The sequence below is a fragment of the Halomonas sp. HP20-15 genome (assembly GCF_033446685.1).
Classification (GTDB): Bacteria; Pseudomonadota; Gammaproteobacteria; order Pseudomonadales; family Halomonadaceae; genus Modicisalibacter.
Window position 1 is genome coordinate 203,161 of the sequence record NZ_JAWQLY010000001.1, and the last position, 18,113, is coordinate 221,273.

Annotated in this window: 23 protein-coding genes; 12 read left to right on the top strand and 11 right to left on the bottom strand. The window is 63.7% G+C overall.

All coding sequences use genetic code 11. The annotated features are described in order from the left end of the window. The first annotated feature begins 15 nt into the window (after window positions 1–15). The 8 genes from R6258_RS00990 (at window position 16) to R6258_RS01025 (ending at window position 4,079) form a co-directional block, all read left to right on the top strand. Window positions 16–291 (top strand): hypothetical protein, encoded by a 276-nt coding sequence (locus R6258_RS00990; RefSeq protein WP_318446345.1) that lies wholly within the window; start codon window positions 16–18, stop codon window positions 289–291. A gap of 137 nt (window positions 292–428) precedes the next feature. Next, the gene (locus R6258_RS00995) at window positions 429–1,103 is read left to right on the top strand and encodes a metallophosphoesterase (protein WP_318446347.1); all 675 of its coding nucleotides are present in this window, start codon (window positions 429–431) and stop codon (window positions 1,101–1,103) included. Window positions 1,104–1,234: 131 nt separating this feature from the next. After that, window positions 1,235–1,903, top strand: coding sequence for a Bax inhibitor-1/YccA family protein (locus R6258_RS01000; protein WP_318446349.1), 669 nt, complete (start codon window positions 1,235–1,237; stop codon window positions 1,901–1,903). Between the two features lie 163 nt (window positions 1,904–2,066). Continuing rightward, on the top strand, window positions 2,067–2,459 hold the full coding sequence (tusD, locus tag R6258_RS01005; RefSeq protein ID WP_318446350.1) for a sulfurtransferase complex subunit TusD: 393 nt from the start codon (window positions 2,067–2,069) through the stop codon (window positions 2,457–2,459). Between the two features lie 12 nt (window positions 2,460–2,471). Further along, on the top strand, window positions 2,472–2,837 hold the full coding sequence (gene tusC, locus R6258_RS01010; protein ID WP_318446352.1) for a sulfurtransferase complex subunit TusC: 366 nt from the start codon (window positions 2,472–2,474) through the stop codon (window positions 2,835–2,837). Window positions 2,838–2,864: 27 nt separating this feature from the next. Further along, on the top strand, window positions 2,865–3,155 hold the full coding sequence (gene tusB / locus R6258_RS01015; protein ID WP_318446354.1) for a sulfurtransferase complex subunit TusB: 291 nt from the start codon (window positions 2,865–2,867) through the stop codon (window positions 3,153–3,155). Further along, the gene (locus R6258_RS01020) at window positions 3,155–3,508 is read left to right on the top strand and encodes a TusE/DsrC/DsvC family sulfur relay protein (protein ID WP_318446356.1); all 354 of its coding nucleotides are present in this window, start codon (window positions 3,155–3,157) and stop codon (window positions 3,506–3,508) included. Before tusB ends, R6258_RS01020 begins: the two co-directional genes overlap by 1 nt. Before the next feature lie 10 nt (window positions 3,509–3,518). Further along, window positions 3,519–4,079: an ACP phosphodiesterase gene (locus R6258_RS01025; RefSeq protein ID WP_318446358.1), complete on the top strand. Its 561-nt coding sequence runs from the start codon at window positions 3,519–3,521 to the stop codon at window positions 4,077–4,079. On the opposite strand, the gene glp is transcribed toward R6258_RS01025, so the two are convergent. From glp to R6258_RS01050, 5 genes are all read right to left on the bottom strand, one after another. Continuing rightward, entirely contained in the window at window positions 4,080–5,297 is a 1,218-nt protein-coding gene (glp, locus tag R6258_RS01030) for a gephyrin-like molybdotransferase Glp (RefSeq protein ID WP_318446359.1), read from the bottom strand. After that, the gene (gene moaB / locus R6258_RS01035) at window positions 5,290–5,820 is read right to left on the bottom strand and encodes a molybdenum cofactor biosynthesis protein B (protein WP_318446361.1); all 531 of its coding nucleotides are present in this window, start codon (window positions 5,818–5,820) and stop codon (window positions 5,290–5,292) included. Before moaB ends, glp begins: the two co-directional genes overlap by 8 nt. Next, on the bottom strand, window positions 5,817–6,131 hold the full coding sequence (locus R6258_RS01040; RefSeq protein ID WP_318446363.1) for a DUF1244 domain-containing protein: 315 nt from the start codon (window positions 6,129–6,131) through the stop codon (window positions 5,817–5,819). The genes moaB and R6258_RS01040 overlap by 4 nt, the downstream gene beginning before the upstream one ends. Window positions 6,132–6,206: 75 nt before the next feature. After that, window positions 6,207–6,836: an XRE family transcriptional regulator gene (locus tag R6258_RS01045; RefSeq protein ID WP_318446365.1), complete on the bottom strand. Its 630-nt coding sequence runs from the start codon at window positions 6,834–6,836 to the stop codon at window positions 6,207–6,209. Between the two features lie 140 nt (window positions 6,837–6,976). After that, window positions 6,977–7,927 (bottom strand): histone deacetylase family protein, encoded by a 951-nt coding sequence (locus R6258_RS01050; protein ID WP_318446367.1) that lies wholly within the window; start codon window positions 7,925–7,927, stop codon window positions 6,977–6,979. 107 nt (window positions 7,928–8,034) lie between these two features. Here R6258_RS01050 and R6258_RS01055 point away from each other — a divergent pair, with 107 nt between their 5' ends. The 4 genes from R6258_RS01055 to R6258_RS01070 all read left to right on the top strand — a co-directional run bounded on the left by R6258_RS01055 (window position 8,035) and on the right by R6258_RS01070 (window position 14,019). Then, window positions 8,035–10,782, top strand: coding sequence for a bifunctional acetate--CoA ligase family protein/GNAT family N-acetyltransferase (locus R6258_RS01055; protein ID WP_318446369.1), 2,748 nt, complete (start codon window positions 8,035–8,037; stop codon window positions 10,780–10,782). A gap of 211 nt (window positions 10,783–10,993) precedes the next feature. Beyond that, window positions 10,994–12,196 carry a glycine betaine/L-proline ABC transporter ATP-binding protein gene (locus R6258_RS01060; RefSeq protein WP_318446371.1) on the top strand — a complete coding sequence of 401 codons (1,203 nt, stop codon included), beginning with the start codon at window positions 10,994–10,996 and terminating at the stop codon, window positions 12,194–12,196. Beyond that, window positions 12,197–13,039: a proline/glycine betaine ABC transporter permease gene (locus tag R6258_RS01065; protein ID WP_318446372.1), complete on the top strand. Its 843-nt coding sequence runs from the start codon at window positions 12,197–12,199 to the stop codon at window positions 13,037–13,039. Between the two features lie 95 nt (window positions 13,040–13,134). Beyond that, window positions 13,135–14,019 carry a glycine betaine ABC transporter substrate-binding protein gene (locus R6258_RS01070; RefSeq protein WP_318446374.1) on the top strand — a complete coding sequence of 295 codons (885 nt, stop codon included), beginning with the start codon at window positions 13,135–13,137 and terminating at the stop codon, window positions 14,017–14,019. An 81-nt stretch (window positions 14,020–14,100) separates the two neighbouring features. Here the strand turns inward: R6258_RS01070 and pdxH are convergent, their stop codons facing one another. The 6 genes from pdxH to R6258_RS01100 form a co-directional block, all read right to left on the bottom strand. Further along, window positions 14,101–14,742, bottom strand: coding sequence for a pyridoxamine 5'-phosphate oxidase (pdxH, locus tag R6258_RS01075; protein ID WP_318446376.1), 642 nt, complete (start codon window positions 14,740–14,742; stop codon window positions 14,101–14,103). A gap of 166 nt (window positions 14,743–14,908) precedes the next feature. After that, window positions 14,909–16,114: a hypothetical protein gene (locus tag R6258_RS01080; RefSeq protein WP_318446378.1), complete on the bottom strand. Its 1,206-nt coding sequence runs from the start codon at window positions 16,112–16,114 to the stop codon at window positions 14,909–14,911. Between the two features lie 44 nt (window positions 16,115–16,158). Next, entirely contained in the window at window positions 16,159–16,548 is a 390-nt protein-coding gene (locus tag R6258_RS01085; RefSeq protein ID WP_318446380.1) for a DUF2069 domain-containing protein, read from the bottom strand. Beyond that, complete coding sequence (gene wrbA, locus R6258_RS01090) at window positions 16,545–17,168, bottom strand: NAD(P)H:quinone oxidoreductase (protein ID WP_318446382.1); 624 nt, start codon at window positions 17,166–17,168, stop codon at window positions 16,545–16,547. The genes R6258_RS01085 and wrbA overlap by 4 nt, the downstream gene beginning before the upstream one ends. A 30-nt stretch (window positions 17,169–17,198) precedes the next feature. Next, window positions 17,199–17,552, bottom strand: a complete 354-nt coding sequence (arsC, locus tag R6258_RS01095; RefSeq protein ID WP_318446384.1) for an arsenate reductase (glutaredoxin) — start codon at window positions 17,550–17,552, stop codon at window positions 17,199–17,201. Between the two features lie 90 nt (window positions 17,553–17,642). Next, entirely contained in the window at window positions 17,643–18,065 is a 423-nt protein-coding gene (locus R6258_RS01100; protein WP_318446386.1) for a gamma-glutamylcyclotransferase family protein, read from the bottom strand. Window positions 18,066–18,113 lie beyond the last annotated feature (48 nt).

The following is an 18,113-nucleotide window of genomic DNA, read 5'->3' on the forward strand; positions in this document are numbered from 1 at the left end:
AAGCAGGAGCAAGACATGGAAATCACGATCCTGAACGCAGGCGAGGACGAGACAGCCTTTCACGATACGGTCGCGGGTGAAGTAGGAACCGCACTACGCAAGGCTGGCAAGGACTATATCGGGCAGCGCGCGCTTTCCGAGAACCAGCTTTTGGCGATGCAACAGGACGAGCCCGACGCCTTGAGCCAGCTCGAAGCGGATATGACGACTCATGCGCTGGAAGTCGTCAACGTGCGTCAGGATTCTGGCGTTGCCTTGCGCCTTAATCTGCAAGGCAGTAAGAAGACTTGAATCAGGCTGCCTCATAACCAGGTGCAGCAATATACCAAGCCCCGGCATGCCGGGGCTTGTCTTTACGAAAGGACATGCCTGCAAACGGCGACGAGGATATTGCGAGTCATGCCAGGGCCGTGTCCGGAGTGGAGTCGATGAGCGAGATACTCCAGCGTTTTGCCATCAATAGGACAGGCACGGATTATATCGTGGGCGATATCCATGGCTGTTACGGGCTGTTGCAGGCGACACTCGCTCGCAAGGGTTTTGATGCCGCCCATGATCGGTTGTTCTGTGTCGGCGATCTGATCGATCGCGGCCCCGACTCGCGGGCCTGCCTGGAGCTGGTTTTCGAGCCGTGGTTCCACGCGGTGCGCGGCAACCATGAAGAGCTTGCCGCCAAGGCCCTGCAAAGCGGCGACTGGGCGCTGTGGATCGAGAACGGTGGAGGCTGGGCCTTGAGTGAAGAGCCTGGCCAGTTAGCCGGATTGCTGGAAGAGGCGTTGTCCCGCATGCCCTACGCCATCGAGGTGGCACTCGGTGATGCCAGGGTCGGAATCGTGCATGCCGAACCGCCGGGCGACTGGCTGGCCATAGAGCGACAGGGTCATGCGTTGAAGCAACAGCTGACCTGGTCTCGCCGGCGTATCGCCACTCGCCATGAAGCGCGCATCGCCCATATCGATGGCGTGGTGGTTGGCCACACCATCCTTGCCGAGCCGACGAACCTGGGAAACGTAAGATACATCGACTTGGGGGCGTTCAGTACCCACGTCCTGCATATCGAAGCGCTGCGCGAAAGCGCTTGCCATTTTTCTAGCAATACATAAGCCAGCGAACGAGATAAGCCCTCGAAAACGCGTCGTTGTCGCTTGCGCGGGGAACCCGCAGGCGGCATGCTAGGTCATACTCATAGTTTCCCTTCAACACTCGTTCCCTTTAACGACAGGAGCCTGAAATCATGGCCTATCAGTCATCGCAGGTCAGCGATCGCCACACGTCGGCGTTAGCGACCAACAAGGTATTGCGTAACACCTACATGTTGCTGTCGATGACGCTGCTGTTCTCGGCAGTGACCGCCAGCGTAGCCGTCGCCATGGGCGTCGGTCAGATGAATATCCTGATCTTCTTCATTGGCGCCTATGGCCTGATGTTTCTGGTTCACAAGACCGCCAACTCGGCGGCGGGTCTGCTGGCCACCTTCGCTTTCACCGGCTTCATGGGCTTCACCCTCGGCCCGGTGATCAATCTTTACCTGTCGATCCCCAACGGCGGCCAACTGGTCATGACAGCGCTCGCCATGACCGGGGCGACCTTCGTGGGGCTGTCCGCCGTGGCCTTGATCACGCGCAAGGATTTCGGCTTCCTGAGCAACTTCCTGATGGCCGGCGCCATCGTGCTGATCCTGGCCATGGTCGTGGCGATGATCTTCAATATCGGCGCCCTGGCACTGGCGGTTTCCGCCGGGTTCGTGCTGTTCTCCTCGGCGGTCATCCTCTACCAGACCAGCGAGATCGTGCATCGCGCCGGTGAGACCAACTACATTCTGGCGACCGTGACGCTCTACGTCTCGATCTACAACCTGTTCCTCAGCCTGCTTACGCTGCTGGGCGTCATGAACGACGATTGAGCTTGGCCCTTGCGATGAAAGAACCCTCGCCGGGTTACCGGCGAGGGTTCTTGCTATCTATAGGACTCGTACCCAGAAACTCCATGGGGACAGGGCGGTTACAATCGTTGCCTTCATCGCAGGGCGTACCCGACAATGAGCGCTGATTCAGAAGGGGATCGATATGCGCTATGGCCTGGTCGTAATGGGCGGACCCTATTCTCATCAAGCGTCGCATTCGGCGTTGCGCTTCGCTCAAGCCGTAGTCGACCGCGGCCACCGGCTGGAGACCGTGTTCTTCTATCACGACGGGGTCTACAATGCCTCGCGGTTGAGTGCGCCGCCACAGGATGAGCCGCACCTGGGCGATGCCTGGCTGCGCTTGGCCGAATCTCAGGGCACCGAGTTACTGGTATGCGTGGCGGCGGCCTTGCGGCGAGGCATGATCGATGAGCGCGAGGCGCGGCGCCACGGCAAGCCGGCCTACAATGTCGAGCCTCCCTTCGAACTTGCCGGATTGGGCCAACTGGTGGAGGCCGGCATGACCCATGACCGCCTGGTGACATTTTCGCCCTGACGCGGAGGTTGCATGGATAACCCGCAAACGATACTGGTGATGCTGCGCCACGCTCCCCACGACAGCAGTTGGCTGCGTGAAGGTCTCGACGTCGCGCTGGTCGCTGCTGCCCTCGGCCAGGACGTGACCCTGCTGTTTCTCGGCGACGGTGTCGAGGCGCTACGTGATGGTCAGCAGGCCGGGCCGCTCGGGCAAAAGGGCAGCCATGCCACGCTCGACATGCTGGCCATGTACGATATCGACGATATCCGCGTCGATCTCGAGTCGCTGACCAGGCGGGGGCTCACCGTGGAGCAGCTCAACTGGCCGGCGGCACTGCTGTCGAACGACGCCTTGCCCGGCCTGCTTGCAGCGAGCGCGTCGGTTTTCAATTTCTGATGTCGTCCGGCGAGGAGCCGTTTGGCCATGCTTTTGCACCTGCTTAATCGCTCTCCGGCTTCGAGCGGCGTGGCGCACGATGTGTTGCGCGCGATGGGCCCCGACGATCGGTTGCTGCTGATAGAGTCGGGGGTCTATGGCGCGGTAGGTCCTCAGGCAACGCTGTTTTCGGCGCTGCATGGACGCTGCTTCGCGCTGGCTGATGACCTCGCCTCGCGGGGCTTGAGCGAATGCTGCGCAGACTGGATAACGGTTCTGGACATGCAGGGCTTCGTCATGCTGACGGAAGAAACCCAACGCACGGTGAGCTGGTTCTGATGGCCACTACGACACCCGCACGACATCTTGACGTCGACCAGCGCCGAGTGGCGCTGGATCCGGAAGGCTATCTCGTCGACCTCGACGACTGGTCGCCCGCCGTCGCCGAGGCGCTGGCCACTGAGGAGGGGCGCGAGTTGACCGACGAACACTGGCAAGTGATCGAGATTTTGCGCGACTTCTATCGACGCTACGAAATGGCGCCGGCGATGCGCCCCCTGGTCAAGGCGGTCGGCCAGCAGTTGGGAGCCGACAAGGGGCGTTCGATCCATCTCATGCGCCTGTTTCCCGACAGCCCGGCCAAGGTCGCCGCGCGGCTGGCGGGGTTGCCCAAGCCCACCAACTGCCTGTAGGGCGACGCCCGTGAACTTTCTCGCACATGGCTGGTTGGCCCGCGGCGGTACGGATGAGTTCCTGTATGGCAACCTGATCGCCGATGGGGTCAAGGGAGTCGATCTCAGCGAATGGAGTCCTGCCATCGCTGCCGGAATACGCCATCATCGTCGGGTGGACGCCTGGGTGGACCAGCACCGCGTGGTGCGCGGGGCCCGCTCGCGGGCGCCGGATGCGGGACGTCGTTATGCAGGGATCGCGCTGGACATGGTCTGGGATCATTTCGTCGCCCGCGATCATCTCGACCCAGCGCTGATCGATCGCTGCTATCGGGTCCTGGCGGTGCGCACCGCACCGGCTCGCCTGGCAACGATGGTGCCGGTGCTCATCGAGCAGGATTGGCTGTCGCGCTACGCCGATCTCGACTTCACCTGTACGGCCATCGCCAACCTGGGCCGGCGCTTGCAGGGCCCCAATCGTCTCGCCGAGCTAGTGCCCTGGATCGAGGCCGACTACGCAGGCCTGGAGCGGGATTTTCTCACGCTATGGCCTGCGCTCAACCGCGAATTGGCTATCACGCGCGAAACGTAGTTATCCCTCGGTCAGCCACAGGCAACTGATGCGATCCCCCTCGTTGATGTCGCTGTGGGCCGGAATATCGGCGAGAGCGTCGGCGCCGACACAGGAAGACAGCACCGCCGAGTTCTGATCGGCGAAGGCGTGCGCGACGATTCCCCCAGCGCCGAACTCGAGCTTCACGCGCATGAAGTGACGCCGCGCCTGGGTGCGGGTCGAAAACCCAGCGCGGGCGGGCAGGCGAGGCAACGCAGCAAGCTCGTCGCAACCCAGTAGGGCGCCGATCAGCGGGCGCAGGTAGAGCCAGGCACCGACGAAACTCGAAACGGGGTTGCCGGGCAGGCCGACGAACCGGGCCTCGCCATCGGCATGAGGCAAGCGGCCCAGCGCCAACGGCTTGCCCGGGCGCATCGCCAGGCGCCAGATATCGAGCCTGCCGAGGCGCTCCAGCGCGGCCTTGACGTGATCCTCTTCGCCGACGCTCACTCCGCCGCAGGAGACGACGACGTCGGCCCGTTGCGCCGCCTCGGCCAGCTGCTGACAGGTCATGGCGAAATCGTCCGGCAACGTGGCCGTATATACGACATCGCCCCCGAAGCGGGTCAGCAAGCGCACCAGCATCGGCCGGTTGCTGTTGTAGATCTGCCCTGGCGCGAGTGGCTGCCCGGGTTCGATGAGCTCGTCTCCGGTGGTCAGCAAGGCGATGCGTGGGCGGCGACGAACGCTCGCCGAAACGATCCCTTGGCCGGCAATGTGTCCCAAGGCTGCGCCCTCGAGGCGCGTTCCGGCGGGTAACAGGGTGCAGCCGGCCGCCACGTCGCGGCCACGGCGCCGCACGTTTTCGCCGGGAACGGCGCCGGCCGGTATCAATGCGCCACCCTCGTGCAGCTCGATCTCTTCCTGCATCACCACGCAGTCGGCGCCCGGAGGGATCTCGCCCCCGGTGAATATTCGCGCGCAACTGTGCGGCGCCAACGGTTCCGGTGCGCTGCCGGCGGTAATGCGCTGGCTGACTGGCAGCAGCGTGCCGGCATCCGCGGCGCGCAGGGTGTAGCCGTCCATCGCGCTGTTGTCGGCAGGTGGCACATCGCGCATGGCCGTCACCGGATCGGCGAGCACGCGCCCGGCGGCATCCTCGATCGCCAACTGCTCGCCGGGGAGCGGCGAGACATCGGCCAGCAGGGCCTCGAGCGCTGCCTCCACGCTTTGCAAATCGGCCTGTGAGTCAGCCATGCGTCCCTCGCCCGGGAATCACCAGATTGGCGTAGTTGCATGGCTGATGTCGGCTGTCGAGCTGCTCGCGCAGGATGCCTTGCCAGGCGGTCCGGCAGGCGCCGGTTGAGCCCGGCAGGCAGAACACCACCGTGGCGTTGGCCAGCCCGCCGAGGCAGCGACTCTGGATGGTCGAGCTGCCGATCTCCTGCCACGACAGATGGCGGAAAAGCTCGCCGAAACCGTCGATGGTCTTGTCGAGCAGTACCGAGACCGCCTCGGGGGTGGAGTCGCGCCCGGTGAAGCCGGTCCCGCCGGTGGTCAGGATCACCTGGATCGCGGGATCGGCGATCCATTCGGCGACCACGGCGCGAATGCGGTAGACGTCATCGACGACGATCCGCTTGTCGATCAGCCGGTGACCGGCTTCGTCGAGACTCTGGACGAGCGTCTTTCCCGAGCGATCCGTCGATTCGTCGCGGGTATCCGAAACCGTCAGTACCGCCGCGTTGAGCGGCACCAAGCCTCCACGTTCGTCGCTCATGCGTTTTCCTTGCGCTGCTGACGGGCCTCCAGTGCGGCGAGCTGCTCGGGGGTGGCCGGTGCCTGATGGTGGGTCTTCCATTCGCTGTAGGGCATACCGTAGACGTATTCGCGGGCCGCCTCGTAGTCGAGTTCGGCGCCGCGCTCGTCGGCGGCGGCGACCAGCCATTTCGACAGGCAGTTGCGACAGAAGTCGGCCAGAATCATCAGGTCGATGTTCTGTACGTCCTTGTTGGCATCGAGATGCTTAAGCAGCCGGCGAAAGGCGGCGGCTTCGAGCTCGGTACGTGTGGCGTCGTCTAATTCACGCATGGTAACGCTCCGCTTGGAAAACTGAAAAAGGACAGAAGGCCGGCGCTACGCGGGGCAGCGCAGATAGCCGGGTGGCTAGCCGACGTCGGCACGGGTGCAGACGGACAGTACCGAGGCATCCGCCTCGCTGATCGAAACCAGCGCATGGCCCATGTCGCTATCGAAGTAGATGCTGTCGCCTTGCTCGAGCGCCACGGGCTCGTAGAACTCGGTATAGAGCAGGATGCTGCCCTCGAGCACGATCAGGAACTCCTCGCCGTCGTGGCGCACCCACTCCTGGAACTCGTCGAAGCTGCGCGCACGGACGATGGTCTTGAAGGGGATCATGCGCTTCTGGGCGAGCTGATGGGAGAGTAGTTCATGCTCGTAGGTCGGGGTCGGATGACGCTGGCCGTCGCCGGCTCGGGTCAGGTCGCGCCGTCCCATGGTGGCCGTCTGTGGCTTCGGCGGGCGCAGTAACTGCGGCAGGTCGATGCCCAGCCCGCCGATCAGCTTCTGGACCACCGTGAAGGTCGGCGATAGCTGATTGTTCTCGATCTTCGACAGCGTCGAACGCGCCAGCCCCGTACGCTGACTGACGTCTTCGAGCGTCCACTGATTGGCGAGGCGGATCTCCTTGAGCCGCTTGCCGAGGCGCAGCGGTTCGACGAAGGGCTTGCGCCCGGAGGCGATCTGCAGGGCGGCGTCCTGGTCGGTAGTGGCCATTGGCGGTTCACGATCGGAAATTAATTTTCACCCATGCTAGCACACCGCGGGAGCTCCGATCGCCTCTACGACGGCGTTGGCAATGCCAATTGCGACGCCTTTGCCGGGTTGCGGTTTCCACGCCTGCGGAAACATTGCGCTCACTTCGCCGTTGCGAGAGGAACGTAGGGCTGGCCGAGCAGGGCGCGCACATGCGCCGTGGCGCTGCGGCCCAGGGCATCGAGCGCATAGCCGCCCTCGAGCACCGAAACCAGCCGGTTGCCGGCATGGCTACGCGCGACGTCCATGATCAGTTCGGTGATCCAGTGGTAGTCGGCGTCTTCCAGGCAGATATCGCCCAGCGGGTCTTCGCGATGGGCGTCGAAGCCGGCCGAGACCAGAATCAGTTCGGGACGGTGTGCTTGCAGGGCGGGTAGCCAGTCGCGCTCGATCAGCTTGCGGTAAGTGACGCTGTCGCAGCCGGGATCGAGCGGCGTATCGATGACGTTGTCGAAACCGGCGCGCAGGTAGCGCCAGGGATAGAAGGGATACTGGTAGCTGGTACAGATCAGCGTGTCGGGATCGCCACCGAAGATGTCGATCGTGCCATTACATTGATGCACGTCGAAGTCGATAATGGCGATGCGCCGAACGCCGTAGCGCGCCCGGGCGTGGGCGGCGCCGACGGCGACATTGTTGAAGAAGCAAAAGCCCATCGCCTCGGTGGCCTCGGCATGATGGCCCGGGGGGCGAATGGCACAGAATGCGTTGTCGGCCTGATGCCGGAAGACCCGGTCGATAGCCGCCGTGACGGCGCCGGCGGCGAAGCGCGCGGCGTCGAGACTGTCCGGGTTCATGAACGTATCGTTGTCGAGGTTGATCAGCCCCCGCTCGGGCACGCAGCGCTCGAGCGCCTTGAGATGACGCGCCGGGTGGATGCGCACCAATTGTTCGTCGCTCGCCCGCTTGGCATCGGACTGCATGGTCTGCTGGAGCACCCCGGCGAGCGCCATGTGGGCGCGGATGCTTTCCAGCCGCTTGGGACTCTCCGGATGATCCGGCCCCATGTGGTGGCGATCACAATGTGGGTGACTGATAAAGGCTGTGATCATCTCGGGTCTCCGGCCAGCAGCGGGTCACAGTAAACGGCGGCAAGGCTTGCATGACACTGTCCTTAAGTCGTACACAGTGAACAACGTCGAGGCAAGGAGAGAGCAGCGTGAGCACGCGGTTTTTGCGGTATTTCTTCGAACCGAGGACCCTCGCGGTCATCGGTGCCTCGGAAAAGACCCATTCCATGGGCGGGCTGGTGATCCGCAACCTGATCGACAGCGGCTTCCCGGGCAGCATCTGGGCCGTCAATCCCAAGGGCTACGCCAGCGTTCACGACAAGCCGTGCGTCAGGCGTGTTCATGAGTTGCCTCAAGTCCCCGATCTGGCGGTCGTCTGCTCGCCGGTGGCGGGCCTGCCCCGGCTCATCGAGCAACTCGGGCGCTTCGGCGTGCGTGCAGCCATGGTGCTCTCGGGCGGGGCGCATCTCGATGATCGCACTGGCGACGGCGGCTCGATTCGTGAACGCATGCTGGCCTCGGCGCGACGCTCGGGAATCCGTGTGCTGGGGCCTGAATGCCTGGGCATGATAGTCCCGGGGCGGCATCTCAACGCCACCTACGCCAGCCAGCCGGTGAAGGCCGGCCGCGTCGCCTACCTCGGCCAGTCGGGCATGCTCGGCAACGCCATGATCGATTGGGCCGCCGGGCGCGGCATCGGCTTCTCCCACCTCGTTACGCTGGGCGATAGCGTCGACGTGATGCTGGCCGACCTGATCGACTACATCAACCAGTACTCACCCTGCCAGGCGATGCTGCTGCACCTGGAGCGCATCCACGACGCCCAGCACTTCATGACCGCGCTGCGCGAATCGTCGCGCAATCGCTTGGTGCTGGCCATCAAGAGTGGCCGCACGCCGGGCTCCGATTTGTCCGGTGCGCCGCCGACCCCGGGCGTGGCCAACCGCGACGTGATCGTCGATGCCGCGTTGGCCCGTGCCGGGGTGGTCCGGGTCGACGATTCCGACGAGCTGTTCGACGCGCTGGAAACGCTGTCGCGCATGAAGCCGCTGCGCGGGGATCGCCTGGCGATCGTCGCTAACGGCCTGGGGCCGGCCTTGCTGGCAATCGATAAGCTGATCGATGCCGGCGGACGGCTGGCGGAGTTTTCCGAGCAGACACGTCGGGCACTGACCGACGGCGAATTCGACATCAGCCTGCCGGGTCGCAACCCGGTCGATCTGGGCGGCAACGCTTCCCCCGAGCGTTTCGTCGAGGCGCTGGAGGTCGTCGCCGCGGATCCCAATACCGATGCCGTACTGGTGGTTCATGCGCCGACCCGCTTGGCACCGTCGCGGGCGACCGCTCAGGCGGTCGTCGCCAACCGACGGCGCTTCAAGCGCAATCTACTGACCAGCTGGATGGGGCTGGAAGAGGCGCTGTCGGCCCGCCACGAATGCAACCTGGCCGGGATCCCGACTTACATATCGCCCGAGAAGGCGGTCAAGGCCTTCATGCACATGGTGGATTATCAGCGGGTCCAGGCGCAGTTGCAGGAAACGCCGCCGAGCTTGCCGTTTACCACCACCGCGGCGATTCGCGAACGCTGCCATCGCTTGATCGGTGAGGCCAAGACGCGCCAGCGCGATCGATTGACCCACGAGGAGACCGCCCAGGTGCTGGCCGCCTACGGTATTCCGGCGGCGCCGAGCCGCTACGTATTCACCCCGCAGCAGGCCGCCGAGGCGGCCAGCGCCCTGTCGGGGCGCATGGCGCTCAAGATCGTCCATGAACGCAACTGCGTGCCGTTTCGCTATCGTCAGCACCCGCACAAGCTCTCGGCCGGGTTGCTGCAGGACCTGCAGACTCCCGAGGAGGTCGCCGACGGCGTCCGCCGTCTCGGCGCCAAGGTCGAAGAGAAGTTTCCCGACAGTCGCATCTATAGTTACTGTCTGCAGGAAATGCAGCGCGGCAAGCATTCGCTGCAATTGTGTGCGGGCATCACCCGCGATCCGATCTTCGGACCGGTGATTGTCTTCGGTATCGGCGGCTACAAGGTCAACGTGCTGGCCGACCGGCAGGTCGCCTTGCCGCCATTGAACATGACCCTGGCCAACGAGCTGATCGAGCGCACCCACGCGGCGAAACTGATCGGCGAGCATTCCCGCGATCCGCAGCGGGATATCGAGCGGCTCGGGCAATTGCTGGTCAAGCTCTCCCAGATGGCCTCGGACCTGCCCGAGCTCAAGGGCCTGGAGCTCAATCCGCTACTGCTCAACAGCGAGGGCCTGGTGGCCGTCGACTTCGCGATGGATCTCGGCGAGCCGGCACGCCACGCCATCATGCCGTATCCCGAAGAGCTGCGTGAGTGGGTCGAACTGAGCAACGGCATGCGCGTCGAGATTCGCCCGATCCGCGGCGAGGATGCGCCGTTGATCTCGGAATTCCATGCCCAGCTTTCCGAAGAGAGCATTCGTTTTCGCTACTTCCATAACAAGGCCGATCTCAGCAAGCGCGACCTGTCGCGGCTGGCCCAGATCAATTACGACCGCCAAATGGCCTTCATCGCCGAGCATCAGCGCGCCGACGGCAGCAAGGAGATGCTCGGCGTGGTGCGGGTCTGGAACGACCCCGACAACATCCGTACCGAGTTCTCGGTGATCATTCGCGACGACATGCATGGCCATGGCCTGGGGCGACTGTTGATGGAAAAGATGATCCGCTACAGCCGGGGCCTGGGCACCCTGGAAATGGTCGGCAAGATCATGGTCGATAACGGCCCGATGCGCTCGTTGATGAAACGGCTCGGCTTCACCAGTCACTACAACATGGAAGAGCAGGTCGTCGATGCCGTCCTGCGGCTCAACGAACCCGCCAGCGATTGGCAGCGTCATCGCCTCGAGAACCAGCCCTACTGAGCGGTTCTGGAAGCCGAAGCAGGCTTCCGGGGAAGTTGAACCGTTGATCAATCATCAGTAGTTCTGATTTGAAGCTATATTAATAAGATTGTATGATGCGGCAAGAATTATAATCACTCGTTATGGAACTGCGGCGCTGCGATTGCGAAGAGAAATCTTCGACGCGTCGTTTCGTATCAAACAAAACGATCACGACATACAGGCAAAGCCGATGAGCGAAACGCAACAGACCAAGATTCAGGTACGCGGCCTGAGCAAGGTCTTCGGCAACCAGCCGAAGAAGGCACTGGAACTGCGAGACAAGGGCAAGAGTCGCGGGGAAATCCTCGAGCAGACCGGTCAGACACTGGGCCTTTCGAATGTCAGCTTCGATGTCTACGAGGGTGAACTGCTGGTCATCATGGGCCTCTCGGGCTCGGGAAAGTCGACGCTGATCCGCTGCCTCAATCGCCTCATAGAGCCGACCGAAGGCGAGATCGTCATCGGCGGCGAGAACATTCCCAAGCTCTCCGAGAAAGAGTTGCTGCACTGCCGACGTCGCCATTTCTCGATGGTATTCCAGAATTTCGCGCTCTTTCCGCACCGTACCGTGCAGCAGAACGCCGAATACGGCCTCGAGATTAGAGGCATAGACAAGCAGGAGCGTATCCAGCGTGCCCGTGATTCCCTCAAGCAAGTCGGCCTCGAGGGGTGGGAAGACGCCTTGCCCAACCAGCTTTCCGGGGGCATGCAACAGCGCGTCGGCCTGGCACGGGCGCTGGCCAACGATTCGACCGTGATGTTGATGGACGAGGCCTTTTCGGCGCTCGATCCGCTGATCCGCAAGGACATGCAGCAGGAATTGCTCGAGCTGCAGCACCGCATGAAGAAGACCACCATCTTCATCACCCACGATCTCGACGAGGCCCTGAGCATCGGCGACCGCATCATCCTGTTGAAGGATGGCGAGATCGTTCAGATCGGCAAACCCGAGGAGATCCTCACCAATCCCGCCGACGATTACGTCGCCCGCTTCATCGAAGGGGTCGACATGTCGCGCATCCTTACCGCACGCAGTGCCATGCGTCCGGTACGCGCCACCGCACGTGAGGACGACGGTCCGCGCACGGTACTGCGCAAGCTCAGCGAGAACAGCCTGGATTCGATCTATGTCACCAGCCGCGAGCGCAAGCTACTCGGGCTGGTCGAAGCCGACGCCGCCGACCGGGCGGCCAAGGAGGGTGTTCAGTCCATCAAGGAACTGATTCACAACGACTTCCCCAAGGTTGGCCCGGATGAACCGCTGCACAATCTGTTCGCGATGTTCAACGAGAAGAGCTACCCGATCGCCGTGATCGACGAAGACCAGCGCCTGCTCGGCGTGGTGGTCAAGGGCGCCGTGCTGGCGGAACTGGCTGAAGCTGGAGAACACTAAATGGCTATCGATATTCCCCGCATACCGCTCGGCGATTGGATCGAGACCGGCCTGGACTTCCTGACGACCGAGTATTCGTCCGTGACCCGTGGCATCTCACGATTCACCCAGGGCGGGATCAACACCATCAACGATGGCTTGGCCTGGATGCCGGAATGGGCGCTGATGGCGCTCCTCGCACTGCTCTGCTGGCGTGTATCGGGCATCCGCCTGGCGATTGGCTCGTTACTCGGCCTGGCGCTGATCTGGAACATGGGCCTCTGGTACCCCATGATCGAATCGCTGACGCTAGTGGTATTCGCCACCCTGGTGGCCGTGGTCATCGCGTTGCCGGTGGGCATACTCGGGGCGCTGTCCGACCGGCTGTATAGCCTGATCATGCCGGTGTTGGACTTCATGCAGACCATGCCGGCCTTCGTCTACCTGATTCCGGCGATTCCTTTTTTCGGAATCGGTTCGGTCTCGGCGATCTTCGCCACGGTGATCTTCTCAATGCCGCCGGCGATCCGCTTCACCACCCTGGGTATTCGTCAGGTTCCCAAGGAACTCATCGAGGCGGCCGATGCCTTCGGCTCGACACGTAGCCAGAAACTGTTCAAGGTACAGTTACCGCTGTCGTTGCCGACCATCATGGCGGGCATCAATCAGACCATCATGCTGGCCCTGTCGATGGTCGTGATCGCCGCCATGATCGGTGCCGATGGTCTGGGCAGCGAGGTCTGGAAAGCGATTCAGCGCCTGCGCCCGGGCGACGGCTTCGAAGCGGGTATCGCCGTGGTCATCCTGGCCATGCTGCTGGATCGCCTGACCCAGGCGTTCCGCAAACCCACGAAGGCGCGTTAAGACGTCGCAGCCGGTGCCCTGGATGGGCCCGGCGGGTGCCGTTCGGAGGCAGGTGATCGGCACCCGGATTCTCAACCAAAAAGAAGGGGAAAGTGATGAAAACGGTCAATGCTATGTCACGTGCCGTACGTTTCGGTTCGTTGATGATGGTCGCCGGGCTGGGCGCCAGTGGCGTCGTCCAGGCGCAGGAGGAAGGCAAGGGCACGGTGACGCTGGCATACGTCGAGTGGTCATCCGAAGTCGCCTCCACCAACGTGGTTCGCGCGGTACTCGAGGACATGGGCTACGACGTCGAAATGTCGTCGCTGTCGGCGGCGGCGATGTGGCAGGCGGTGGCCTACGGCGATGCCGATGGCATGGTCGCGGCCTGGTTGCCGACGACCCACAAGAACTACCTTGCACAGACCGAGGACAAGGTCGTCGATCTGGGCACCAACCTCGACGGCACCAAGCTCGGCCTCGCAGTACCGGCCTATACCGACATCGACTCCATCAAGGAGTTCGGCGAGAAGGCCGACCTCGTCGATGGCGAAATCATCGGTATCGATCCCGGCGCCGGTCTGATGGGCCTGACCGAGGACGTCATCGACGAGTATGGCCTTCAGGGCGACATCAAGCTACGCAGCGGGAGCGGCGCCACCATGACCGCCGCGCTGCAGTCGGCCATCCAGAACAAGGACGACATAGTCGTTACTGCCTGGACGCCGCACTGGATGTTCTCGCGCTGGGATCTCAAGTATCTCGACGATCCCAAGAACGTCTATGGCGATGCCGAGCAGATTCATACCATCGTCCGCCAGGGCCTCGAGAAGGACATGCCGGCAGTCTACGAAGTCCTCGACAACTTCGAATGGACACCGGAGCAGATGGGCGAAGTCATGCTCATGAATCAGGAAGAGGGTGCCGACCCCTACGCCAACGCCCAGAAATGGGTCGAGGAACACCCCGAGGTCGTCAACGAATGGAAAGGCGAGAGCTAAGCCTTCGCTCCGGCGAGATCCGTTGACGCGAAAGCGCCCGGCCTAGGCCGGGCGCTTTTTCGTATAGGGCTCGTGACGGCTTCAGGGCGCCAGACGCACCTTGTTCCAGCTGTCGTCGTGACGCCGGTAGCGCAGCCGGTCGTGAAGACGATCGGTCTGACCCTGCCAGAATTCGACAATCTCCGGCACGACGCGATAACCGCCCCAGTGCGGTGGGCGATCCACCTCCTGGCCGTTGTAGAGCCGCTCGAAGCGATCCTTGCGCTCCTCGATCCACGTCCGGTCGGGGATCTCGACGCCTTGCTGCGATATCCAGGCACCCAACTGGCTGGCCCGTGGGCGATTCTGGAAGTAGTGATCCGACTCGCTCTCGTCGACCTGAACCACTCGCCCCTCGACACGCACCTGGCGCTGGGTAGCCGGCCACCAGAAGACCAGGGCGGCGTGCGGGACATTGGCAAGTTCCGCGCCCTTGTGGCTCTGATAGCTGGTGTAGAAAGCGAAGCCACGCTCATCGATGCCCTTGAGCAGCACGATCCGCGCATGGGGCAGTCCCAGGCTGTCGACGGTTGCCAGGGTCATGGCATTGGCGTCGTCGGCTTCGCGCTCGAGCGCCTGCGCGAGCCACTGCTGAAACAGCTGCAATGGCTCGTCAGGCGTACTGCTGGCGTCGAGGTGGTCACCGCTGTAATTGCGTCTGACGTCTGCGATATCGGTGTTCATGGCGTTCTCCTGGTATTTCTCTTCATGATCGCTGCTGAGCCGGCCGCACTCAAGGCGATCGAGGCAAAACGCTGTCGATGGCGCATCGCGAAGTGTGGCGACGTTACTCCCATGATCGGTATAAAGAGGCGGCATGGCCAGTGTCGGGAAATAGGGAGAAAGGCCGTCATCCCCATTGCGCATGGGCCGCGAAGATCAGCCCGCAGGCCAGCCAGCCGAGTACCGCATAAGGCAGGTTCCAACTCAGCATGTCGCGGGCATTGACGCCATAGCGGGCGCACAGCACGAGATTGCTGCCGGATAGCGGGCTGCTTCCGGTGCCCAGCGCCCAGCCCATCAGGAAGACCATGCCCAGTAGCGTCGGGTCAGGATCGAGGGTCGTCAGCAACGGCGCCAGCGTGGTCACGCTGACCAGGGGGTGGATGCCGACGAACGCCACCACCACGATGACCCCCAGGCTCAGCCAGGCCTGCCAATGACCGTAGTCGACGAACGGCAGCGAGAGCCCGGCGGGATAACTGGCGAGCAGCGCGCTCAGACCGCTGGATAGCACCCCGGCGGCCAGAAACAGTGCGAACTGGGGCACCAGCCGCGCCAGGCCGTGGTCGAGCTGCTGTCGCAACCGTGCACGACGTTCGTGCCGGGGAGCCAGCAGCAGGGCGGCGATGGGCGAGACGATACTGATGATCAACGGGATCGACATCTCCGGCCGCCACCAGTGCATCACCATCACGGTGGCCGCCAGGACACCAGGGAGAACCAGGGCGCCGGCGTTCAGCGGATAGCCGACGAACGGGCCTCGAACGCGCAGCACGTCCAGGGCCACCAGGCTCAACAGCAGCGAGGCGCAAGCCGCGCCCCACGGCAGCAGCGCCGTGAAGTCGAGCCCCGGTGCGTAGGTAAGCGCGACCCCCATGGCCACGAAGAAGGGCGACCAGGCGGCGGCGGCCGGGAATGCCCGACCCAGCACCATCGCCTGACGCCGGCTCAACTTGCCGTCGCGCTGCATGCGATCGGCGAACAGGAACAGCGCCGAGAGATTGATCACCGCGCCGAACAGATGAACGCCGAACAGCGTCCCCCAGAGGCTGCCGCTGCGCGGGCGTCCGTCCGCAGGCTGGGCGGGTGTCGCCATCGATAGAAAGCTGACCCCGGCGAACATCATCAGCAGGGCCTGGTTGATGGTCAGTGCCTGAATCGGCGCGTAGGGCGTATCGCGAAGCAACGCCGCCAGCCATATCAGGGCCCCGGCGCCACCCAGCCACAGCACCTGATGACGCGATGCCCGCGGTAGTTGCCGGGCCAGGCGCAGGGTGGCCAGCCAACTGAGCGCCGCCGCCGGCCACATCGGCCAGCCAGCCAGGGTGCTCACGATGCTCGTCGCGAGCATGGCCAGGATCAGCGCGCTAGAGGGCTTCACCGGCGCAGCAGGCGACTTTGCCAGCGGGCGTACAGCGCGCTGGCGAAGAACAGCACCAGCGCCGCCAGCACCTCGAGCCAGCCCAGCCAGGCCTGGCCGGGTAGCGTGGTGAGCATCGCCCCCTGGGCGATGTACAGCAGGCTGACGAAGGCCAGCCAGGCGTGGCCGCGCGGCCGTCGAGTCAGGATCGAAGGCAGGAAGAGCACCAGCGGCAAGGCCCGGACCAGCACCGGCAGCCACTCGATCCCATGGTTGCTACGCAGTTGCCAGCCGCTGATCAACAGCAGTGCGATGAGCAGCACGAAGCTGATCAGGACGGCCTGACGCGCGTTCCGGGTCAGCGATTCGAGCCCGTGGCGCGCCTCGAGCCGTTCGAGTCCGCTCATCGGGTGCTTCCCTGGGTCGTCTGTAAGGCCAGCGCCAATCGTGCGATACGCTTGCCCTGGGCATAGGCCAGCTCCCGTTCGGTATCGTCGACGCTGCGCTCGCCGCGGGCGCCGGCGACATGGCTGGCCCCGTACGGAGTGCCACCGGAAGTCGTCGCCACGAGTCCGGGTTCGCTGTAGGGAACGCCGGCATACACCATGCCGTGATGCAGCAGGGGAACCAGCATCGTCAGCAGGGTCGCTTCCTGGCCGCCATGCAGGCTGGCGGTGGAGGTGAAGCCGGTCGCCGGCTTGTTGACCAGCGTCCCGTTCAGCCACAGCTCACTGGTGCCGTCCAGGAAGTACTTGAGCGGCGCGGCCATGTTACCGAAGCGCGTAGGGCTGCCGATCGCCAGGCCGGCGCAGCCGCGCAGGTCATCGAGCGTCGCGTAGATCGCGCCCTCGGCTGGGATCTCCGGCTCGACCGCTTCGCTGACCGCGGAGACCGCCGGCACCGTGCGCAGCCGGGCGTCGATGCCAGCCTGGCTTTCGATGCCGGCCACCAGCTGTTCGGCCAGGCTGCGGGTGGCCCCGAAGCGCGAGTAATAGAGGACCAGCACGTAGGGACGTGAATCGCTCATGACAGCTCCTTGTTGACTGCAATCGACCGCTCAGGAGGCATCGATCAGGGCGAGGATGTTTTCAGGAGGACGGCCGATCACCGCCCGGTCGCCACGATCGAGTAGTGGGCGTTGCATCAGGCGCGGGTGAGCGGCTAGCGCCGCGAGATAGTCGTCGGCACTCGGCGTTGCCAGTTGCAGGGCCTTCCAGTCGCTTTCCTGGGTGCGGACCAGATCGGCGACGTCGCCATCCAGGCGGGCGGCAAGCGCCTCGAGTTCTTCACGGGAAAGGGGGGCGTCGAGATAGCGGCGAACGTGGAAATCACAGCCACGCTCTTCCAGCAACTGGAGCGCCTGGCGTGACTTCGAACAGCGCGGGTTGTGATACAGGGTCAGGGGCGACATACGCAGCCTTACCGGAAGGGAGTGGGTCATGCATTGTAAAGCGCGCCAAGTGCTTGCCACAACTCGCGTTCCCGCGTCGCGTCAGCCTGCTCAGGATTGGATCCGAGCGTAGACCCAGGCGCCCTTACCATTGGCCAGCGTAAGGCGATGCCGGTTGTAACGTACGCCGAGTCGCTCGTAGCGATCGAGATTCGCCAGTTCCTCGCTGGAGACGCTCAGCACGTAGCCTGCGACTTCGGCACCGGATTGTTTCTCGATATCCAGGCCTTCGCGGTCGTAGCCCGGCAGGACGCTCGGCCGCGGATCGCCCCAGCGACCGTAAACCAGCCAGCGCACGGCGCCGAAACGTAGCGTGCCATAGACGAAGACACGGTGGGGCTCCTCGCGGGTGATGGCCGGCAGGTTCTCGGGTGGCGTGTAGCCGTAGGGGCTGGCGAACACGACCCAGAGATAGCCGACGGCCAGCACGGTCATCAGTACCAGCGCCAGGGCCAGGCGCTTGATCAACTTCATGGCTACGTCCTGTAAGACACGACAAACGTGGCCGATCATGCCATACCG